The sequence below is a fragment of the Stenotrophomonas sp. 116085_Sma genome, from assembly GCF_056479585.1.
On the sequence record NZ_CM151057.1, the window covers coordinates 1,421,865 to 1,442,584 of the forward strand.

20 protein-coding genes are annotated in these 20,720 nt (G+C 67.0%); 12 read left to right on the top strand and 8 right to left on the bottom strand.

What is annotated here, in order from left to right:
• The first annotated feature begins 39 nt into the window (after window positions 1–39).
• Window positions 40–1,485 (top strand): metalloprotease TldD, encoded by a 1,446-nt coding sequence (tldD, locus tag ACZK0Z_RS06595; RefSeq protein WP_106550599.1) that lies wholly within the window; start codon window positions 40–42, stop codon window positions 1,483–1,485.
• Between the two features lie 41 nt (window positions 1,486–1,526).
• Here tldD and yjgA read toward each other — a convergent pair whose 3' ends face one another.
• Window positions 1,527–2,114: a ribosome biogenesis factor YjgA gene (gene yjgA / locus ACZK0Z_RS06600; protein ID WP_049428313.1), complete on the bottom strand. Its 588-nt coding sequence runs from the start codon at window positions 2,112–2,114 to the stop codon at window positions 1,527–1,529.
• A gap of 68 nt (window positions 2,115–2,182) precedes the next feature.
• Between yjgA and pmbA the strand changes: the two genes are divergently transcribed.
• A complete protein-coding gene (pmbA, locus tag ACZK0Z_RS06605; RefSeq protein WP_197633649.1) occupies window positions 2,183–3,550 on the top strand; it encodes a metalloprotease PmbA in 1,368 nt (455 codons plus the stop codon).
• 87 nt (window positions 3,551–3,637) lie between these two features.
• Window positions 3,638–4,009: a DUF4870 domain-containing protein gene (locus ACZK0Z_RS06610; RefSeq protein WP_049428316.1), complete on the top strand. Its 372-nt coding sequence runs from the start codon at window positions 3,638–3,640 to the stop codon at window positions 4,007–4,009.
• 81 nt (window positions 4,010–4,090) lie between these two features.
• Here ACZK0Z_RS06610 and ACZK0Z_RS06615 read toward each other — a convergent pair whose 3' ends face one another.
• From ACZK0Z_RS06615 to tilS, 3 genes are read right to left on the bottom strand one after another with little or no spacing between them, the layout of a single operon-like run.
• Window positions 4,091–4,969, bottom strand: a complete 879-nt coding sequence (locus tag ACZK0Z_RS06615) for a farnesyl diphosphate synthase (RefSeq protein WP_197633650.1) — start codon at window positions 4,967–4,969, stop codon at window positions 4,091–4,093.
• Complete coding sequence (locus tag ACZK0Z_RS06620) at window positions 4,959–5,219, bottom strand: exodeoxyribonuclease VII small subunit (protein WP_197633651.1); 261 nt, start codon at window positions 5,217–5,219, stop codon at window positions 4,959–4,961. The genes ACZK0Z_RS06615 and ACZK0Z_RS06620 overlap by 11 nt, the downstream gene beginning before the upstream one ends.
• Before the next feature lie 36 nt (window positions 5,220–5,255).
• Window positions 5,256–6,542: a tRNA lysidine(34) synthetase TilS gene (tilS, locus tag ACZK0Z_RS06625; protein ID WP_197633652.1), complete on the bottom strand. Its 1,287-nt coding sequence runs from the start codon at window positions 6,540–6,542 to the stop codon at window positions 5,256–5,258.
• Window positions 6,543–7,009: 467 nt separating this feature from the next.
• Between tilS and ACZK0Z_RS06630 the strand changes: the two genes are divergently transcribed.
• Window positions 7,010–8,361 (top strand): IS3 family transposase gene (locus tag ACZK0Z_RS06630; protein WP_197633811.1). Its coding sequence is split into 2 segments (ribosomal slippage): window positions 7,010–7,457 and window positions 7,457–8,361, totalling 1,353 coding nucleotides; the frame shifts between segments, so codons are not numbered across the junction.
• 154 nt (window positions 8,362–8,515) lie between these two features.
• Here the strand turns inward: ACZK0Z_RS06630 and ACZK0Z_RS06635 are convergent.
• Both ACZK0Z_RS06635 and ACZK0Z_RS06640 read right to left on the bottom strand, forming a co-directional pair.
• Window positions 8,516–9,061, bottom strand: coding sequence for a WG repeat-containing protein (locus tag ACZK0Z_RS06635; protein WP_197633351.1), 546 nt, complete (start codon window positions 9,059–9,061; stop codon window positions 8,516–8,518).
• The gene (locus ACZK0Z_RS06640; protein ID WP_049430109.1) at window positions 9,058–10,764 is read right to left on the bottom strand and encodes an alkaline phosphatase; all 1,707 of its coding nucleotides are present in this window, start codon (window positions 10,762–10,764) and stop codon (window positions 9,058–9,060) included. Before ACZK0Z_RS06640 ends, ACZK0Z_RS06635 begins: the two co-directional genes overlap by 4 nt.
• 153 nt (window positions 10,765–10,917) lie before the next feature.
• Here ACZK0Z_RS06640 and ACZK0Z_RS06645 point away from each other — a divergent pair, with 153 nt between their 5' ends.
• A complete protein-coding gene (locus ACZK0Z_RS06645; protein ID WP_049430111.1) occupies window positions 10,918–12,252 on the top strand; it encodes a dicarboxylate/amino acid:cation symporter in 1,335 nt (444 codons plus the stop codon).
• A gap of 222 nt (window positions 12,253–12,474) precedes the next feature.
• On the opposite strand, the gene ACZK0Z_RS06650 is transcribed toward ACZK0Z_RS06645, so the two are convergent.
• On the bottom strand, window positions 12,475–13,248 hold the full coding sequence (locus ACZK0Z_RS06650) for a C40 family peptidase (protein WP_053091939.1): 774 nt from the start codon (window positions 13,246–13,248) through the stop codon (window positions 12,475–12,477).
• Between the two features lie 131 nt (window positions 13,249–13,379).
• Window positions 13,380–13,919: a C40 family peptidase gene (locus tag ACZK0Z_RS06655; RefSeq protein WP_049430125.1), complete on the bottom strand. Its 540-nt coding sequence runs from the start codon at window positions 13,917–13,919 to the stop codon at window positions 13,380–13,382.
• Between the two features lie 111 nt (window positions 13,920–14,030).
• On the opposite strand from ACZK0Z_RS06655, the gene ACZK0Z_RS06660 reads away from it, so the two are divergent.
• The 7 genes from ACZK0Z_RS06660 (at window position 14,031) to ACZK0Z_RS06690 (ending at window position 20,649) form a co-directional block, all read left to right on the top strand.
• Entirely contained in the window at window positions 14,031–14,513 is a 483-nt protein-coding gene (locus ACZK0Z_RS06660; protein WP_099554997.1) for an FKBP-type peptidyl-prolyl cis-trans isomerase, read from the top strand.
• 99 nt (window positions 14,514–14,612) lie between these two features.
• Window positions 14,613–15,857: a DUF418 domain-containing protein gene (locus ACZK0Z_RS06665; protein WP_049430113.1), complete on the top strand. Its 1,245-nt coding sequence runs from the start codon at window positions 14,613–14,615 to the stop codon at window positions 15,855–15,857.
• A 3-nt stretch (window positions 15,858–15,860) separates the two neighbouring features.
• Window positions 15,861–17,111, top strand: coding sequence for an FAD-dependent oxidoreductase (locus tag ACZK0Z_RS06670; protein ID WP_197633349.1), 1,251 nt, complete (start codon window positions 15,861–15,863; stop codon window positions 17,109–17,111).
• Window positions 17,108–18,466, top strand: coding sequence for a glutathione-disulfide reductase (gene gorA, locus ACZK0Z_RS06675; protein WP_197633347.1), 1,359 nt, complete (start codon window positions 17,108–17,110; stop codon window positions 18,464–18,466). The genes ACZK0Z_RS06670 and gorA overlap by 4 nt, the downstream gene beginning before the upstream one ends.
• Window positions 18,467–18,625: 159 nt before the next feature.
• Window positions 18,626–19,546, top strand: a complete 921-nt coding sequence (locus tag ACZK0Z_RS06680) for a DMT family transporter (protein ID WP_049430127.1) — start codon at window positions 18,626–18,628, stop codon at window positions 19,544–19,546.
• Complete coding sequence (locus ACZK0Z_RS06685) at window positions 19,543–19,881, top strand: MGMT family protein (protein ID WP_224329410.1); 339 nt, start codon at window positions 19,543–19,545, stop codon at window positions 19,879–19,881. The genes ACZK0Z_RS06680 and ACZK0Z_RS06685 overlap by 4 nt, the downstream gene beginning before the upstream one ends.
• Before the next feature lie 93 nt (window positions 19,882–19,974).
• Entirely contained in the window at window positions 19,975–20,649 is a 675-nt protein-coding gene (locus ACZK0Z_RS06690; protein WP_032128229.1) for a rhomboid family intramembrane serine protease, read from the top strand.
• The last annotated feature ends 71 nt before the right edge of the window (window positions 20,650–20,720 follow it).

The window sequence follows — 20,720 nt, forward strand, 5'->3', positions numbered from 1 at the left end:
GGGCTTGCCTGAGCGCCCCCGCACCCCCAGATCGAGACCATGACTGATATCGCCCTGACGCTTGCCCAAGACCGCCTGCTGCGCCCCGGTGGCCTGGATACCGCTGGCCTGGAGCGCACCTTCGGGCAGTTGCTCGGCCCCGGAGTCGACTTCGGCGACCTTTATTTCCAGCATGCTCGCCGCGAGAGCTGGAGCGTGGAGGATGGCATCGTCAAGGACGGTGCCCACTCCATCGAGCAAGGCGTGGGTGTCCGCGCGATTTCCGGCGAGAAGACCGGTTTCGCCTATTCCGATGACATCCATGCCGACGCGCTGCTGGCCGCGGCGCAGTCGGCGCGCGCGATCTCGCGCGAAGGTGGCGCGCAGGCCGGGCGCTCGCTGCTGCGCGGCAATGCACGCGCGCTGTACCCGGCGCTGGATCCCATCGATGGCGTCGGCAACGAGGCCAAGGTCGAGGTGCTCAAGCGCCTGGACGGCTACCTGCGTGCCGCCGACCCGCGCGTGAAGCAGGTGATGGTCAGCCTGTCCGGTGGCGTGGATACGGTGCTGATCGCCCGTAGCGACGGCGTGCTGGGCGCTGACGTGCGCCCGCTGGTGCGCCTGAACGTGCAGGTGATCGTCGAACACAACGGTCGCCGCGAGTCGGGCTATGCCGGCGGCGGTGGCCGCTATGGCTATGAGGAACTGTTCGCGGATGGCCGCCCGGAAGCGTTCGCGCGCGAGGCCCTGCGCCAGGCGCTGGTGAACCTGGACGCCGTGCCGGCACCGGCCGGCGTGATGCCTGTGGTACTGGGCCCGGGCTGGCCCGGCGTGCTGCTGCACGAGGCGGTCGGCCATGGCCTGGAAGGCGATTTCAACCGCAAGGGCACCAGCGTCTACGCTGGCCGCATTGGCGAACGCGTGGCGGCACCAGGCGTGACCATCGTCGACGATGGCACCCTCGACGGGCGTCGCGGTTCGCTCAACATCGACGACGAAGGCCACCCGAGCCAGTGCACCACGCTGATCGAGGACGGCATCCTGGTCGGCTACATGCAGGACAGCCTCAATGCACGCCTGATGGGCATGGCACCGACCGGCAACGGGCGCCGCGAATCGTTCGCGCACCTGACCATGCCGCGCATGACCAATACCTACATGCGTGCCGGTCAGCACGATCCGCAGGAAATGATCCGTTCGGTGAAGAAAGGCCTGTATGCGGTCAACTTCGGCGGCGGCCAGGTCGACATCACCAGCGGCAAGTACGTGTTCTCGGCCACCGAGGCCTACCTGATCGAGGATGGCCGCATCACCGCGCCGGTGAAGGGCGCGACCCTGATCGGCAACGGTCCGGAGACCATGCAGAAGGTACGCATGGTCGGCAACGACCTGGCCCTGGATGAGGGCGTGGGTATCTGTGGCAAGGACGGGCAGAGTGTGCCGGTGGGTGTCGGCCAGCCGTCGCTGTTGATCGAGGGCATCACCGTCGGCGGTACCCAGGCCTGAGCCGGGCGATGGCCAGCGCCACCGCCCGCGCCGGCGCGGACTCAGTCCTCGTCGGCTTCGTCGGTCTCGATGTGGCCGGCGTCTTCGGCGCTGGCCTTCAGGCCGAGCGCCGCCGGCAGCATCAGTGCGCGCAGCACCTGGTAGATCTCGCGGTAGGCACGCGGCGGCTTGTTCTTCGCCTTCTCGGCCTGCGCATTGCGCACCAGCGTGCGCAGCTGCTGGCGGTCGGCCTGCGGGTAGTCGTCCAGCAGGGCGGCCAGCGCCTTGTCACCTTCGGCCAGCAGGCGCTCGCGCCAGTCTTCCACGCGGTGCATCATCGCCACCTCGCGGCGGCCGGTTTCGCTGTTGGCATCCAGCGCATCGCGGATCGCATCCAGCGTGGCGTCTTCTTCGCGGCGCATGTGCTTGGCCAGGAACGCCAGCTGGCGCTTGTGGGCGATGTGGGCGGTGATGCGCTTGCACTCGGCGATGTGCGGCAGCAGGTCTTCCGGGATCGGCAGGCGCGCCAGCTGGGCCGGTGTCAGCGACACCAGTTTTTCGCCCAGGGCCAGGACGTCGAGCGCGTCGCGCCGGTTCTGGCTGCGGCTCTTGTCGTGGAATTCACCGGTTTCTTCGTCGCGTCCGCGCATCGTCCATACCTGATTTCAAAAAAAGTCGCCCGGCGTGATGCCGGGCCCAACCCGTACAGGATAAAGCATTGAACGTGATCGCCCCTGAAGCCGCTGTCGGCGACGACAGCCCGGCCCGGCTGGAACGGCTGGCCGACCTCTCCCAGCAGCTGCTTGACCGCGCCCGCGCGCTGGGCGCCAGCCAGGCCGAAGTCAGCTGCAGCGAAGACCGTGGGCTGGAGGTCAATGTCCGCCTCGGCGAGGTCGAAACCGTGCAGTCCACCCGCGACCGCGGCATCGCCGTCACCGTGTACTTCGGCCAACGCAAGGGCAGCGCCAGCACCGGCGACCTGAACGAGGCCAGCCTGGCGGCCACGGTCGAGCAGGCCTGCGCCATCGCCCGGCATACCGAGGACGACCCGGCCGCCGGCCTGGCCGAGGCGGACCTGATGGCCACCCACTTCCCGGACCTGGATGGCTGGCACCCGTGGGCGCTGCAGGCCGACGAGGCGGTGGACCTGGCCCTGGCCTGCGAAGCCGCAGGCCGTGAGGCCGATGCGCAGATCCGCAATTCCGACGGCGCCTCGGTGTCGAGCATGCAGAGCCTGTCGGTCTATGCCAATTCGCATGGCTTCACCGGCCGTGAGCGCGGCACCCACCATTCGGTCGGTTGTGCGCTGATCGCCGGGCAGGGCGATGGCATGCAGCGTGACGGCTGGTACACCAGTGCGCTGGCTCGCGAGGACCTGGAGGACGTCGGCCTGGTCGGTCGTCGTGCCGCCGAGCGCACTGTCGCCCGCCTGCAGCCGCGATCGCTGGCCACCGGCAGCATGCCGGTGCTGTTCGCCCCGGAAGTGGCGCGCAGCCTGGTCGGGCATCTGCTGTCGGCGGTGTCCGGTGGTGCCCTGTACCGCCAGGCCAGCTTCCTGCTGGACAGCGTTGGCCAGCGCCTGTTCCCGGAATGGATGCAGATCGAGGAGCTGCCGCACCTGCGCCGCGGCCTGCGCTCGGCAGCCTTCGACGGCGATGGCGTCGCCACCCGGGCCTCGGCGCTGGTCCGCGACGGCGTGCTGCAGCGCTATGTGCTGGGCAGCTACTCGGCACGCAAGCTGGGCCTGCAGACCACCGCCAACGCCGGCGGCGTGCACAACCTGCAGCTGGCGGCCAACGCCGGCTCCCTGCAGGACATCGCGCGGCAGATGGGCGACGGCCTGCTGGTGACCGAGCTGATGGGGCAGGGCGTGAACGGCGTGACCGGCGACTATTCGCGTGGCGCGGGTGGCTTCCGGGTCGAGAACGGCGAGATCCAGTACCCGGTGGACGGGATCACCATCGCCGGCAACCTGCGCGAGATGTTCAGCAGCATCGAGGCGGTCGGCAGCGACGTCGATCCCCGCTCGCACATCCGGACCGGTTCGATCCTGTTGGGGCGGATGACCATCGCAGGTAATGATTGATGCCGTCGATGGCGTAAGCTATGCGCGCCTGACGCAATCAGCTGGGTGCTGGTTGGTCAAGACCACCCAATGAAAAGGAGTTTTGTCGTGAGTGAATTCGATAACGTCCCGCCGCCGCCGGCCACCACCGACGTCCCGGCCGACCAGCGCACCATGGCCCTGGCCGCGCACCTGCTGGGCATCTTCACCGGCTTCATCGGCGCGCTGATCATCTGGCTGATCAACAAGGATGACGCGGGCAAGGCCTTCGTGACCGACCAGGCCAAGGAAGCCCTGAACTTCCAGATCACCGTGACCATCGCCATGATCATCAGCATGATCCTGATGATCGTGATCATCGGCGGCATCCTGGCGCCGATCGTCGGCATCATCAGCCTGGTGTTCAGCATCATCGCTGCGGTCAAGGCCAACAACGGCGAAGCCTACCGCTACCCGTTCGCGCTGCGCCTGATCAAGTAAGATCGTCCGCACGCGGAACTGAAAACGCCCGGCATTGCCGGGCGTTTTCGTGTGCGGGAAATGCCGGGCCGCGTGCAGCGATCAGTGATCGCGTTCCACCGCCAGCGTCGCCAGTGCGCGCAGCGCATCGGCCTCGTCGCCATACCCGGCCAGCAGGGCCTGCATGCGTGCCGCCAGTTCCTGCAGCTGCGCCTTCGCACCGTCCATGCCGAGCAGGGCGGGGAAGGTGCTCTTGTCCTGTGCCTGGTCCTTGCCGGCGGTCTTGCCCAGCTGTTCGGAACTGGCTTCGACATCGAGGATGTCATCGCGCACCTGGAAGGCCAGGCCGAGCGCATCGGCGAAGCTGTCCAGCTGGGCCAGCTGCGGTTCGTGGGCCTGGCCGCACAGCGCGCCCATGCGTACCGCCGCCCGGATCAACGCACCGGTCTTCAGGGCATGCATGCGGGTCAATGCTGCCAGTGTCTGCTGCTGGCCGGTGGCATCGATGTCCAGCGCCTGGCCGCCGCACATGCCGGAGGCACCGGACGCGTGGGCCAGGGTCTGCAGGCAGGCCACGCGCAGCGTGGCGGGCAGTGGCGCATCGGCCAGCAGGCCGAAGGCACGGGTCTGCAGTGCGTCGCCGGCCAGGATCGCGGTGGCTTCGTCGAAGGCGATGTGGGTGGTCGGCTTGCCGCGGCGCAGGGCATCGTCGTCCATTGCCGGCAGGTCGTCATGCACCAGTGAATAGGCGTGGATCAGCTCGACGGACATGGCCGCTGCGTCCAGGCTTTCAGGCTGCGCGCCGAACAGGTGCCCGCTGGCATACACCAGCAGCGGGCGCATGCGCTTGCCACCGCCCAGCACCGAATAGCGCATGGCCTGGTGCAGGCGCTGCGGCGCTTCGGCAGGCGAGGGCAGGGCAGCGTCGAGCTGGCTTTCGATACGGTCGCGCCAGCGCGCGAACAGAACCTCAGCCGTCATTGCTGGGCGGATCGAAAGGCTCGGAGGCTTCCGGCTGCGCCGGATCGCTGAGCAGGCGTACACGCAGTTCGGCCTGCTCCAGTGCCTGCTGGCACTGGCGGTACAGACCGACGCCACGTTCGTAAGCACTGAGCGACGCTTCCAGGCTCAGCTCGCCGGTTTCCATCTGCTCCACCAGCTGCTCCAGCGATTCGAGCGACTGCTCGAACTGGGCGACCGGGGAGGCGTTTTCAGGGGACTTCTTGGCCATGCGGCAAGTGTGGACGGGCCGCGCGCGGGGGTCAATTCACCAGCCGCCGGGACGCCACTGGAGCTGTGCCTCGTTGGCCTGCAACCAGGCCTGCAAGGGCGCGGCGATGACCACGTCGGCGGCGGCCAGCAACTGCGGGCCATCGAAGATCAACGGCAGCTGGGCGCGTCGCCAGGGGGCAAGATGTTCGCGTTGCAGGCAGTCCTTCAGCGCATGCGAATGCTGGCGACCCGGCAGCAGGATGCGCTCACCGCCCACGCGTGCACGGACCTGCAGTGGTTGTTCGAAAGCGCTGGCGCCAAGCAGGCTCAGCTGGCCACCGTCGGGCAATGGCAGCGGTGCTCGGCCATCCCAGGCGGCCTGCCAGTCGAGGGGCAGCGAGGGCAGCCGGGCCGGCAGCAGGTAGGCATGGTCACGCCATTGCTGGATCACGTGATCCTGCCAGCGCACACGCGCCTGGCGGTCGATGTCGGCCGGCAACAGCTCCTCCAGCGCCTGCTGCAACACCGAGGCCGGCAACGGTGCCGCATCATGGCCCAGCACCCACGCGCGCAGCACGCGTGCTGCGCGGCGCGGCGACATCTGGCGCAGCAGTTCCAGTGACAGCACGCGCGGTGCCACTTCCAGATGCGCGATCAGCTCGGCGTCTTCCTCGTCCAGCATTTCGCGGGTCTGCCGGCAATGCGTCGCGCTGCCCACCAATGCTGCAGCCGCATGGGGCCAGCGCTGGTGCAGCAACGGCAACACCTGCAGGCGCAGGAAGTTGCGATCGGCGTGGTCTTCGGCGTTGCTGGGGTCTTCGATCCATTGCAGCGCGTGCTGCTGGGCGTAGTCGAGCAGCGCGGTGCGCGGCGTCGACAGCAGTGGTCGCCACAGGTGATGTTCGCCAAGACGGCTGCGTGCGGACATCGCTGCAAGGCCATCGACGCCCGAACCGCGCAGCGCGCGCAGCAGGAAGGTCTCGGCCTGGTCGTCCTGGTGCTGCGCCAGTGCCAGCGTTTCACCTTCGCGCAGCTCGGCCGCGAAGGCGGCACGTCGTGCCTGGCGCGCCGCGCCTTCGAGGCCCAGGCCTGTGGTGTCGTCGACCTGTACGTGGTGCACGGCCAGCTCGATACCGAGGGCCGCGCACTGCTGCTGGCAATGCCGTACCCAGTCGTCGGCGGCTGGCTGCAGACCGTGGTGTACGTGCATCGCACGCAGCGGAGTGCCGGAGGCCTGGGCGCAGCGCCACAGCCAGTGCAGCAGCACGGTGGAGTCGACACCGCCGCTGTAACCCACCAGCAGCGGCGCATCCAGCGGAACGAGGGCGGGGAAGGCAGTCACGGCGGCAAGTATAGGGTGGGGTTTACTTGGCAGGGCTGCGCCCTGCACCCGCTACGAGCCAGAGCAACAGCAACAGCAACAGCAACAGCTGGTCAGCTGAGGGATGGCGGGGTGGGTCCGGTTGCGGGAGACGCCGTAAACCCATCCTTGGGGGCTTGGCCGCGGCATCCATGCCGCGGACACTCCCGCAACCGGACCCACCCCGCCTTCGACAGTTTCCTGCGAACTGTCGGAATTGCTCTTGGGGTCAGATCCGTTTTCCGCAGGAAAACGGATCTGACCCCGGATTCAATTCGATATCTGACAGATTTCATCCACGCATGGCGTGGATCCACTGGCCACCAGCCAACTGTCGAAGGTGGGGCACTGTGGGTTTGCGGGGTGTGAGCCGCATGGATGCGGCGACCAAGCCCCCATGGTGAAGTGACCCCCGGGAGTTGGACGCCAGATCCAACCCCGAGGGATACATGAACAGATACGACGCGCGTTTCAAACTGCAGGTCGCCAAAGAGGCCTGCAAGACCTCCACATCGGTCAAAGCCGTTGCTCGTCGCCACAGCCTGGAGTTCTCCACGGTCAGACGCTGGGTGGCGACCTATCGGCTGCACGGTTGGCGCGGGTTTCACCGCCAGGCCCGGTCCTATGACCTCGCGTTCAAGCTGGCTGTCCTGGAGAAGATGAGCCAGGACGGCATGTCCGGGCGCGAGGCCACCACCTACTTTCAGATTGGTGATGCCGGCGCAGTGGGGCAGTGGCGGCGCCTGTATGCTCAGGGCGGTGCCCAAGCGTTGGCACCGCCCCTGCCGCCGCCCCGAAAGCCGATGAAAAAGACCCGTTCGTCCAAGCCACCTGAGGATATGAGCCGCGATGAGCTGCTCAAGGAAGTCGCCTATCTGCGCGCGGAGACCGACTACCTAAAAAAACTCGATGCCTTGATCCGGGAAGAGCAGGCGGCGCAAGACGCAAAGCGCAAGCCATCCAAGGATTGAGGCAGGTTCATACGCTGTCGCTTCTGCTCGAAGCGGCAGGGCTGTCGCGCAGTACGTTCTATTACCAGAACCATGTCCTGGCCCATCCGGATCAGGACGAGGCAGACCTGCGTGAGCGTATCCGTGCAATCTACGATCAGAGCCAAGGGCGCTATGGCTATCGCACGGTGACGCTGGAACTGGCCAATCAGGGCCATCGGACCAATCACAAGCGGGTACAGCGCCTGATGGGGGAGATGGGCCTGAAATCGCGCGTGCGCGTCAAGCGCTATCGGGCCTTCAAGGGGGCGGCCAATATTGTGGTTGGCAACGATCTCAATCGTGAGTTCCAGGCCGAGCGACCCAATCAGAAGTGGGTGACCGACGTCACCGAGTTCAAGGTGCAGGGCATGAAGCTGTACCTGTCGCCGATCATGGACCTCTACAACGGTGAAATCGTGGCTTATCAGATCAAGCGCCAGCCCGTGTTCGATCTGGTGGGTCAGATGCTGGAGGAGGCCATCAGCAAGCTTTCCCCGGATGAGCGCCCCATGATCCATTCTGACCAGGGCTGGCAGTACCAGCATGAAAACTACCGGCACATGCTGGAAAAGCACTCGTTGAAGCAAAGCATGTCCCGGCGTGGCAACTGTTTGGACAATGCGGCAATGGAGAGCTTTTTCGGAACGTTGAAGTCGGAGTTCTTCTATCTGAACAGCTTTGACAGCATCGAGAGTCTGGAGGCTGGGCTGGTGGAATACATCCAGTACTACAACGAAGAGCGCATCAAACTGAAACTGAAAGGTCTGAGCCCGGTAAAGTACCGGGAGCAGGCCCAATCGGCCGCCTGACCCCGTCCAAGTCTCGGGGGGCACTTCATGGATGGGTTTACGGCGTCCCCGCAAACCCACAGTGCCCCGCCATCCCACGGAATGCACGCTGTTGCTGTTGCTTCGGCCGTTGCCGTTGCGTCTGCAGGTGCAGGGCGCAGCCCTGCCGAAAACCCTACTTCACCCGACGACCCGAGCGGTCGATCCGGAACCACTCGCCGCCTTCCATCGGCGTGTGGCCATCGCCATCCGGCGTGCCGCGACGGCAGCCGTTGCAGACCTCGGCCACGCCATCGCGGAATGGCCAGGCGAAATCGAAGGTGCCCGGCACTACCTGGCGGAATGTCAGATCGAAGTAGCCCACGCGATTGCCGACGCGCCCGCGCAGCAGGCCTTCCTCCGGTGTCTCCGGGCCGTTGTCCCAGGTCAGCACCGGCAGGCTGCGGCCCTTGCGGTCGATGTAGTGGAAGCCCTGATCGGCATATACCACGGCCAGGCCGTGGTCGTCGTAGTTCAGGTCCTTCAGCGTATCGGCGCTGATCTTCGGCCGGTGATCGACCACCTCGCAGTTGGGCAGCGGCCACAACCCGTGTTCGTCGGTCAGCAGCTTGCAGGCCGGTGCCTGCGCCAGCGCGCTGGAACTGGCCAGCGCGCCGAGCAGGGCCAGCGACCGCGCGAAACGGCCGCGGGCGGGGGCAGGGCGGGCCTGCGGCACGATCACTTGGCCTCGGCCTTGCGTTCGAAGGCCGTCGGTGCCGGCAGCTGCACCGGTACGCCCTTGTCATCGCAGGTGCCGGCCTGGCACAGGCGCTCGCGCAGGGCCGGGGTGGCCTGCACGATCATGTGGTAGATCGCGTTCTGTTCCAGCGTGCCGCGGATCGCCTTGCTGCCCGGGCCACGCGCCCAGATGCCGACGTCTTCACCACCATGCGATTCGGACTTCATCGGCACCAGTGCTTCCTGCATGTAGTCCGGATGCTCGGTGTCGACCTCGCGCAGGTTCGGGCGGCCGTTGGCCGGTTCGAAGCTGCTCGGGTTGTGCGGGTAGCGCTTCGGGCCGGCCGGCTGCTGGTTGCTGCTGCCGGTATGGCCCGGGCCATTGGCGTAGCTCAACGTGGTGTAGGGCTGGCCGGTGCCGTCCAGCGCGTAGTCCAGCTTGCCGGCACCATCTTCGCCGCCCTTGTCCTTCACCTTGCCCAGGATCGGATTGCCGCGTGCCGGGTAGCCGACGAAGTTCAGCGTGTGCGAGTGGTCGGCGGTGACGATGATCAGGGTGTCGTCGGCCGAGGTCAGCTCGTTGGCCACGCGCACCGCGTCGGACAGCGCCACGGTCTCGGTCAGGGCACGGTAGGCGTTGCCGCTGTGGTTGGCGTGGTCGATGCGCGCGCCTTCGATCATCAGCACGTAGCCTTCCTGGTGCTTGGCCAGATTCTTGATGGCTGCCGCCGTCAGTTCGGCCAGGCTCGGCTCACCGCCCGGATCCTGCGGGCGCTCGTACTCGTAGCGCATGTGGTCCGGTTCGAACAGGCCAAGGATGGCCGGCGCATCCGCGGCGGCGGCCAGCTGCTTGCTGTTCCACACGTAGGCGCCCTGCGGGTGCGCCTGCTGCCATTCCTGCACCAGGCTGCGGCCATCCAGGCGCTGGCCGACCTTGTCGTCGTACTCCGGGTCGCGCTCTTCCACCGTGGTGAACTCACCACGGCCGCCGCCGAGGGCGACCAGCGGGCCACGGCCATAGCGCGAGGTCGACAGCAGCTGCTGGGCGATGTCCTTGCAGCCTGCGGCCTTGGCCGCGTCGGTCAGGTCGGTGTCGTTTTCCCAGTTGCGCTCGGGCGAGTGCGCATAGGTGGCGGCCGGGGTGGCATGGGTCAGGCGCGCGGTGGATACCACGCCGGTAGCCAGGCCGGCGCTGTCGGCCAGCTGCAGCCAGGTCAGCAGGCCCTTGGACAGGCTGTCGGCACAGTCGGTGCGGCTGCCGGCACTGACGCCGATCGCACCCATGTGGGTCTTCACGCCGGTGGTGATGGCGGTCATGGTGCCGGCCGAATCGGGGGTCTGCGAATCTGTGTTGTAGGTCTTGCTGAACGCCGTGGCCGGGAAGCGCTCCCAGGACAGCAGGTTCTCTTCGCCGGAGCCGCCCTTCTGCTGGCCTTCGTAGATGCGCGAGGCGGCCACGGTGGTCAGGCTCATGCCGTCACCGAGGAACAGGATGACGTTCCTGGCCTTGCCGGACATCGCGCCGTTGGCGGCGGCCTGGGCGGCGCCGCTGCGGTACCACCACTGCGGTGTCTCGCCGGCCGGGTGGGCGACGGGATCGACGGCGACCTTCAGGCCGGCCGGAGCGGACGCGGGTGCGGTGCTGGCGCAGGCGCCCAGCAGCAGGGTGGTGGCGCAGGCGGCCAACAGGGAGACGGAACGGCGCATGGACGCTGGGATCTCACAAACTGTAACGGGACGTTCATTATGCCCGCCCTCGCAAGGCACGCCGATGACACACTGATTTGCCGGCCGGGCGGTCGTTCCCCAGCCGTTGTTGGGCTATCGTGCCAGCATCCCTTCCTTCCCTCTGGATTGCCTATGAAGCTGGTCTCTGCCTGGCTGCGGATTCCATTCTGGCAGCGCGTGGTCGGTGGCTTCGTGCTCGGCGCGCTGGCCGGCTGGGCGCTCGGCCCGGCCGCGGAAACGTGGTTCGGCCCGCTCGGCGAGCTGTACGTCACCCTGATCAAGATGATCGCGGTGCCGCTGGTGTTCTTCGCGGTCATCAATGCGATCTCGTCGCTGCACGGCCAGAAGTCGATCGCCGCGCTCAGTGGCCGCACCTTCCTGTGGTTCGTGATCACCGCCGCGCTGGCGGTGTGCGTTGGCCTGGCCGTAGGCACGGTGCTGCAGCCCGGCGCGGGTGGCCTGCAGTTGGCGATGGCCAGCAACTATGTGCCGCGCGAAGTGCCCAGCGTGGTACAGGTATTGCTGGACGTGGTGCCGGCCAATGTCTTCTATGCGCTGTCCGGCATCGGCACCAAGGTCAATGCCGCGGGTGAAACCGTGCTGGCCGCCGGCCGTGGCTCGATCCTGCCGGTGATCTTCTTTGCTGGTCTGGTCGGTTTCGCCATCGTCAAGCTGGGCGAGAAGGTGACCGAGGCGCGCAAGCTGGTCGGCCAGATGAGCGACATCATGATCCAGGTGACCCGCTTCGTGCTGGAAGTCACCCCGATCGGTACCTTCGGGCTGATCGCCGGTCTGGTCGGCAGCTACGGGTTCGAGAAGCTGCTGCCGCTGGGTCATTTCGTGCTGGCCCTGTACGTGGCCTGTGCCCTGCACATCGTGGTGGTCTACAGCGCACTGCTGCTGGCGCATGGTCTGAATCCGCTGAAGTTCTTCCGCGGCGCGGCGCCGGGCATGCAGGTGGCCTTCGTCAGCTCGTCCAGCTTCGCCGCGATGCCGGTGGCGCTGCGTTCGATCACCCACAACCTGGGCGTTAACAAGGACTACGGTTCGTTCGCGGTGCCGCTGGGCGCCAGCATCAAGATGGACGGCTGTGGTGCGATCTATCCGGCGCTGTGCGCGGTGTTCATCGCGCAGTACAGCGGTGTGCCGCTGACCCCGGAACAGTACGTGGTGGTGCTGATCGCCTCGGTGCTGGGCAGCTTCGGTACGGCCGGCGTGCCAGGTACCGCGGTGATCATGGCTACGGTGGTGCTGAGCGCGGCCAACCTGCCGCTGGAGACGATCGGCTACCTGTATGCCATCGACCGCATCCTGGACATGATGCGCACGATGACGAACGTGACGGGCCAGATGCTGGTGCCGGTGATCGTGGCCAAGGAGACCGGGCTGCTCGACCAGGCGGTGTATGACAACCCGTCCAGCAACGTGGGCGTGGATGATCCCGACCCGACACCGCCACGCGGCTGAGGTTGCGTGGTGGTGATGGAAGGCCCGCCCTGACCGGCGGGCCTTTTGTTTTGTTCCGGTAGATCCACGCCACGAGGATGGTGGCGGTGCCGACCAAGGTCGGCACCCACCAGGGCAGATGGCGCTGTGCCGACCAAGGTCGGCACCTACCGGGGGCGCAAACAAAAAAGCCGCTGCAGGGCAGCGGCTTCTCGCATCAGGCGGCTCGGTGGCGCCAACCGGTCAGAGGTCGACCCGGCGGGCCTGCATGAACTTGTTGCCCCAGTAGCCACTGAGCAGGGTGTCCACGCGGACGTCCTTGCCGGAGCTCGGTGCGTGCAGGAAGCGGCCATCGCCCACATAGATGCCCACGTGGTCGACGCGGCCCTTGCGGCCGAAGAACACCAGGTCACCAGCGGCCAGCGCGGTGCGGTCGTTGATCAGTTCGGCGTTGTCGTCGTGCGCCATTTCGCGCGAGACGCGCGGCAGCTCGATACCCAGGGCCGAGCGGAACACGTAACCGACCAGGCCACTGCAGTCGAAGCCGCTGTCCGGGTTGCTGCCACCCCAACGGTACGGGGTGCCCAGCAGCGTCATTGCACGGCGCAGCAGCGACTGCACCTTGCCGTTGTCGGCCGCGGTGCCGACAACGCTGCCATTGGCAGCGCTGCTGGTGTCGTAGTTGGCGAGGAGGCGGCTGAGGTCACCGGCCACCACGGCCGAGCGGTCCATCAGCGGAATGGTGTCGTTGGCGGCCAGGTGCGGCAGCAGGGCGGCCAGGGTAGCGCTGGCGGCGGCGTCGACGCGGCTGCGCTGCGGAGCGGCAGCCTCGGCCTTGGCGGCCGGTCGGGCGGTACTCTCGGCCACCGGGGCCGGGGTTGCATCGGAACGGTTCGGAGCAGTCTGCGACCAGGCCGGGAGGCTGGTCAGACACAGTGCCAGGCCAAGCAACAACGGGCGGGCACTGCGTGAAGATACGGAAGTCTGGCCTTCGCTTTTCAGGTCGTCAGTCGTCACGCGTCGGTCACAGGAAAAAAACGATGGGGCATCATGCCCTGTAAAAGCGCGGATAAGTTAAAAATTCCGTTAGTAATCCGTTAGTTTCAAGGTGATGTGCGTCACAGTTTTGAACATATCGCCTGTTCATCTTAGCGAAGGACACGTTTCGCGCCTGTGTAGTGGTCCTTCCAGTAGGGACCGCTGAGCGAGTCCAGCCGCACGGTGCCACCGGTACTCGGCGCGTGCACGAAACGCCCTTCACCTACATAAATGCCAACGTGGGTGACGCTGCCGCGGCTGCCGAAGAACACCAGATCGCCGGTGGCCAGGCGCTGCGGATCGATCTTCGGGCCCTGTACCGCCGCGAGATCGCGCGAAGTACGTGGCAGCTTCAGGTCCAGCATCTCGCGGTAGACATAGGCGACCAGGCCGCTGCAGTCGAAGCCCGAATCGGGGGTGTTGCCGCCATAGCGGTAGGGGGTGCCGACCAGGCTGATGGCGCGCATCAGCACCGAGTTGGCCGCCTCCGGGTTGTCCGGCACGGTCTTCGGCCAGTTCGCCGTAGGCGGGGGAGGTGCAGGTCGGGTGGCCTTGCCACCGCCGCAGGCGGTCATCAGCAGGGGCAGGGCCAGCAGCAGGGCCGGGGCGAGAAGCCGGCGGAGGCCGGACGAAACTGGCGTGATGTGCATGATCTCCGGATAATGCGCCACCTTGGATTGGCCGTCATGATGGCGGCGTCCCCGCCGGGCGACAACCCGCCCCAACCCGCCTGCCTCCGGCAGATCCAGACAGAGTTGCGCATGAAGATCGAAAAAGACCGCGTTGTCCGCTTCCACTACACCGTTTCCGAAGTCGGCCAGGAGCCGATCGAATCGTCCAAGGACCGCGGCGAGCCGCTGGCGATCCTGATCGGCCACGGCAACATCATCCCGGGCCTGGAAAACGCCATGATGGACAAGGAAGCCGGCGCGACCTTCAGCGTCGATGTCAATGCTGCCGACGCCTACGGCGAGCGCCGTGAGGGCCTGTCCCAGCGCGTGCCGAAGAAGCACTTCGGCAACACCAAGCTGGCTCCGGGCCAGCAGGTCGTGCTGCAGACCAACTTCGGCCCGCGTGCGGTGACCGTGCAGAAGGTCGGCATGAGCGTCGTCGACGTTGACCTGAACCACCCGATGGCTGGCAAGGACCTGCACTTCGACGTGGAAATCGTCGATGTGCGCGAAGCCGGCCAGGAAGAGATCGATCACGGCCACGTCCACGGCGACGGTGGTCACCACCACTGATCGCAGCGCGATCGTGATGTCAGCAACGGCCCGCTTCGGCGGGCCGTTGCGTTTCTGGAACACGGCGCGCCCATCCACGGCGTGCGGGCCGACGGCATAATGACGGACCTGCCCGACGGATGCCCCGTGAACGCCGCTTCTCCTTCCCTGCAGCCGATGGCCTCCGGCGAACGCATCGCCGTGCTGGACGTGCTGCGCGGTGCCGCGCTGCTGGGCATCCTGCTGATGAACATCGAGGCCTTCAGCGGGCCGCTGGACCTGGCGTTCACCGGCATCGACGTGCACTGGCATGGCATTGACTACTGGGCCGATGCCTTTGTCTATGTGTTCGTGCAGGGTAAGTTCTTCACGCTGTTCTCGCTGTTGTTCGGCGCCGGCTTTGCGGTGATGGCGCAACGCGCCGAGCTGGCTGCGCGTGATTTCACCCCGTTCTACCTGCGTCGCAGTGCCGGTCTGCTGCTGATCGGCCTGTGCCATGCAGTGCTGGTCTGGTCGGGCGACATCCTGGTGCTGTACGCGCTGATCTCGCTGCCGCTGCTGGCCTGCCGGGAGGCGCCGCGCAGCTGGCTGCCGTGGATGGGCGCGACGGTCTACCTCGGCGGTGTGGCGATGATGCTGCTGGTCGGCGCGATGGTGTCGATGGCCTCTGCGGACGAGGTGCGGGAAATGCTCACCGAGGCGCAGCAGGGCATCGATCTGCAGCGCCAGGTGTACGGGCACGGCAGCTGGATGCAGGCCACCGTCCAGCGGGTGAATGAGTTCGGCGCGTCGATGGGGGCGCTGCTGATCACCGGTCCGGAGGTGCTTGGCATGTTCCTGATCGGCAGCTGGTTTGCCGGCAGCGGCGCGTTGGCCACACCGGAGCGCTTCCCGCGGTTGTACGCGGTGTTGCGTTGGGTGGCGCTGCCCCTCGGCCTGCTGGTCACGCTGCTGGGTGTTGCCTGGAAACCGTATCTGGCGCCGGGCGCCTACGATCTGCCGGTGACGGCGGCGATGGCGCTGGTGACGATCGGCGGCCTGCCGATGTGCCTGGGCTACCTGGCCTGGATCGTGCACTGGCGCGCGCGGCTGGGCTGGCTGGCGCCGGTCGGGCGCATGGCGTTGACCCATTACCTCGGCCAGTCCCTGCTGTGCACCTGGTTGTTCTATCACTACGGCCTGGGCGCGTTCGAAATGATGCCACGCAGCGTGCAGCTGCTGTTCGCGCTGCTGCTGTTCACCGTGCAGCTGGGCATCTCGCACGCTTGGCTGCGCCACTTCCGCTTTGGGCCGATGGAATGGCTGTGGCGCGCGATGACCTACCGGCAGTGGCCGCCGATGCGGCGCGGAGCCGGGCAGGGCTGATCGATGCTGGGCGCGCGCGAGGATGTGATCGTGGTGGGCGCCGGTGCCATCGGTCTGGCCGCCGCGCTCGCACTGCGTGCGCAGGGGCGGCAGGTGCGTGTGATCGATCGTGGCCGCATTGGTGCGGCAACCTCGCACGGCAACTGCGGCACCGTTACTCCCAGCCATGCACCTCCACTGGCTGCGCCTGGCGTGCCACTGCGCGCATTGCGCTGGATGCTCGATCCGCGTGCGCCGCTGTATGTGCGCACCCGCCTGGATCCGGTGCTGTGGCGCTGGTTGCTGCAGTTCGGTGCACGCTGCAACACGCGTGACTGGCTGCAATCCACGCGGGCACGGGGTGCATTGCTGAACGACTCGCGGCTGCGCCTGGCCGATTGGGTGCATGCGCATGCACTGGAGTGCGAGTTCGATACGCGCGGGCTGGACTATGTGTTCGGCGATGCGCGCAACTTCGACCACTACGCGGCCGAGTGCGAAGCACTGAACAGGCAGGGTATCGCCACGGCCTGCATCGACGGGGCCGGCTACGCACGTGCCAATCCGGCCTTCCACGACCGCCTGGCCGGCGCGATCCACTTTCCCGGTGATGCGCAGCTGCGGCCGGACCGCTACACCGCGGAGCTGGCACGTGTACTGCGCGCGCAGGGCGTGGTGATCGACGAGCAGAAGGACGTGCAGGGCTTCAGCGACGATGCACACGGGGTACGCGTGCAGGTCGGTGGGCAGGCCCTGCGGGCACGTGAGCTGGTGCTGGCCACCGGCCCGTGGTCGCGCGACTGGGCACGTCAACTGGATCTGCGCGTGCCGATCCAGCCCGGCAAAGGCTATTCGCTGACCTGGTCGCGACCGGCGCAGGTGCCACAGCGCCCGGTGGTGCTGAAAGACCATTCCGTGTTCGTGATCGCCTGGCGCGAAGCGCTGCGGCTGGGCGGCACCATGGAATTCGCCGGTGCCGATCCGCAGCTGCGCATGGGCCGCCTGCAGGCTTTGCAGCAGGCCGCCGACCATTACCTGCGCGCGCCACGCGGTGCGCAGCTGCAGGAGCAGTGGTGCGGGTGGCGCCCCATGAGCGTGGACGATGTGCCGTTGATCGGCCGCGCACCCGCGCATCCTCACGTCTGGCTTGCAGCGGGGCATGGCATGCTCGGCATCAGCATGAGCGCCGGCACCGGCCAGCTGATCGCCGATCTCGTCTGCGGCCGCACGCCAGCGATCGATCCTGCCCCTTACCGACCCGAGCGATTCCGATGAGCACTGCTCCCTATGATTACGACCTGATCGTCCTTGGCGGCGGCTCCGCCGGCCTGGCCGGTGCGATCCGCGCGGCGCAGCATGGCAAGCGCGTGGCGATGCTGGAGCCCGGCGAGCTGGGCGGTACCTGTGTCAATGTTGGCTGCGTGCCGAAGAAGGCGATGTGGCTGGCGGCTGACCTGCACGAGCGCATTGGCCTGGCCAATGCGATGGGCTTCGATGTCGAGGCACGCCCGTCGCTGTCGTGGAAGGAACTGGTGATCCATCGCCAGGCCTACATCAGCAACATCCACACCAGCTACCACAAGCGCCTGGATGAAACCGGCGTGGTGCGCATCCCGGCACGCGGCCATCTGCTCGATGCGCACACCGTGGCCTGCAGCGATGGCGTGCGTTACAGCGCCGAACACATCCTGATCGCCACCGGCGCGCACCCGCTGCGCCCGGACATTCCCGGCGCGGAACTGGGCCTGGTCTCCGATGATTTCTTCGATCTGCGTGCGGCACCGGCCGAAGTGGCGATCATCGGTGGTGGTTACATCGCGGTGGAGCTGGCGGGGTTGCTGCAGGCACTGGGCAGCCGGGTGAGCCTGCTGGTGCGCGGCAAGCGGCTGCTGGAGCGCTTCGACTACGAGCTGACCGACCAGCTGGCCGAGAACCTGAAGCAGCAGGGCGTGCGCATCCATTTCGACTACCGCCTGCGCGAACTGCAGCGCGAGGGCGAACGCGTGCGTGCGTTCGGCCATGACGGCCCGCTCGACAGCGTGTTCGACGCGGTGTTCTTTGCCACCGGCCGGCGCGGCAACAGCCGTGACCTGGGCCTGGAAGCGCTCGGCATCGGCATCGGCGAACACCAGCAGGTGCAGGTGGACGAATGGCAGACCACGAGCGTGCCGAGCGTGCATGCGGTGGGTGACATCGCTGGCAAGGTCGGCCTGACGCCGGTGGCGGTGGCCGCGTCGCGGCGGCTGATGGACCGCCTGTTCGGTGGCCGGCCGCAGTCGAAGATGGATTATGAGAACGTGGCCAGCGTGGTGTTCTCGCACCCGCCACTGGGCGCGGTGGGCATGAGCGAAGAAGAAGCGCGTGCACGTTTCGACCAGGTGAGCGTCTACCACAGCCGTTTCCGCCCGATGCTGCAGGCACTGGCCAATGGCACCCAGCGCAGCCTGTTCAAGATGGTCTGCGCCGGCCCGGAAGAACGGGTGGTGGGCATTCATCTGCTGGGCGAAGCGGCCGACGAGATCCTGCAGGGCTTCGCGGTGGCGGTGAAGATGGGCGCGACCAAGGCCCAGTTCGACGATACCGTGGCGATCCACCCGACCTCGGCCGAGGAAGTGGTGCTGATGCGCTGAGCCCGCAGTTGTAGAGCCGAGCCTATGCTCGGCTGCATTCCGTGCAGGCATGGTGCAGCCGAGCGCAGGCTCGGCTCTACAGGGCACCGGGCGCCTCCATGCGACAATGACGGCCCCCACGCCTTTCCGGGCCGCCCTATGCGGCCCGCCGTCGTCCTGATGTCCAGCCCCACTTCCCGTATCGCAACCGCTTCCCCACGCATCGCGCTGAGTGGAATCGGCCTGGCCGCGATCGGTGCCATCACCGCCTCCGGCAAGGCGATCATCGTCAAGCTCGGCCTGCGTCATGGCGTCGATGCCACCACGCTGCTCGCGCTGCGCATGCTGATGGCGCTGCCGCTGTTCGTACTGATGGCACTGTGGGCCGCGCGCCGGGCCACGCCGCTGTCCTGGGCCGACCGCGCCCGCGTGCTGTGGCTGGGCTTCACCGGCTACTACTTGTCCAGCCTTCTCGATTTCCAGGGCTTGCAGTACATCAGCGTGACCCTTGAACGGCTGATCCTTTACTTGAACCCTACCCTGGTGCTGCTGATCAATGTGCTGCTGGCGCGCCAGCGGCCCGGACGCTGGCAGATCGGTGCGTTGGTGCTGAGCTATCTGGGCGTGCTGCTGGCCTTCGGGCATGACCTGCAGCGCGAGGGCGGGCAGATCATCGTCGGCAGCCTGCTGGTGCTGGGCAGTGCGCTCAGCTACGCGCTGTACCTGTTCGGCAGTGGGCAGGTGGTCGCGCGCATCGGTGCGGTACGCCTGACCGCCTACGCCAGCTGCGTGGCCAGCGTGCTGGTGCTGCTGCACTTCGCGGTGACCCATCCACTGCCGCTGCTGTGGCAGGCGCCGGCGCCAGTGCAGTGGCTGTCGCTGGTCAATGCCACCGTGTGCACGGTGCTGCCGGTACTGGCGATCATGCTGGCGGTGCAGCGCGTGGGTTCGTCGCTGGCCGCGCAGGTCGGTATGCTGGGCCCTGTTTCCACCATCGTGATGAGCCTATGGCTGCTCGACGAACCGATGGGGCCGGCGCAGATCGCCGGCACCGTGCTGGTGCTGATCGGCGTACTGCTGGTGACCCGCCTGCGGCGCTGACGCCGGAGCAGGCGCGTGCGCGCATCCTGGCGGTGATCCGCGCGATCCCGGCGGGGCAGGTGATGGGCTATGGCCAGGTGGCGATGCGTGCCGGCCTGCCGGGGCGTGCGCGCTTGACCGCACGCATCCTCGGCCAGAACGACGATCCCGACCTGCCCTGGCATCGCGTGCTGCGTTCGGATGGGCGAATTGCCATGGAAGAAGGGTCGGCCGGCTGGCGCGAGCAGTCACAGCGGCTGCGCGCCGAGGGCGTGGTGGTGGAGAACGGCCGGGTGCGGATGCCGGCCACCGATCCAGCCGCGGCGCTGGATGCTGCCGTGTGGGGCCCGGGCTGAGCACCGCTGGCGACTGAACAGGCCACGCCTGCGGGTCGCCAACAAGACACGGTGCTGCGGCTATGATGGAGGCCGTTCCATGCCGGTGCTCCCATGTTCCCGCGACTGCCTACCGTCACCAAGGCCCTGCTGATCGCCAACGCGATCCTGTTCCTGCTGCAGCAGCCGTTCCTGCTCGGCATGCAGACCTTCGAGCCGTTCATGCTGCAACCGCTGCAGCAGGGCTTCGATGCGTTCTCGCCGGGCGGCAACTTCCAGCCGTGGCAGCTGCTGACCTATGGCTTCCTGCATGGCAGCTTCGGCCACCTGTTCTTCAACATGCTGGCAGTCTTCATGTTCGGCGCGCCGCTGGAGCAGACCTGGGGCGAGAAACGCTTCCTGCTGTACTACCTGGTCTGCGTGGCCGGTGCCGGTGTCTGCCAGTTGCTGGTGGGTACGTTGCTGGAGAATCCGGCCACGGTGCTGGGCGCTTCCGGCGGAGTGTTCGGCCTGTTGCTGGCCTACGGCATGCTGTTCCCGAACCAGCGGGTGATGCTGCTGTTCCCACCGATCCCGATGAAGGCGCGAACCTTCGTGATCCTGTTCGGCGTGGGTGAGCTGGTGCTGGGCATGACCGGCTGGCAGCCGGGCGTGGCCCACTTCGCGCATCTGGGCGGCATGCTGTTCGGCTGGCTGCTGATCCGCTACTGGCGAGGGCAATCGCCGTTCAACAAGCGCCGACCGCCCGGCCCGCCGAAGCGCCCGAACCATCTGCGCAGCGTCAAATGATCCGAAGGATCATTTGACGCTGTAGGTGCCAACCTTGGTTGGCACGCCTTGTCCCACGCGGGTAGGTGCCA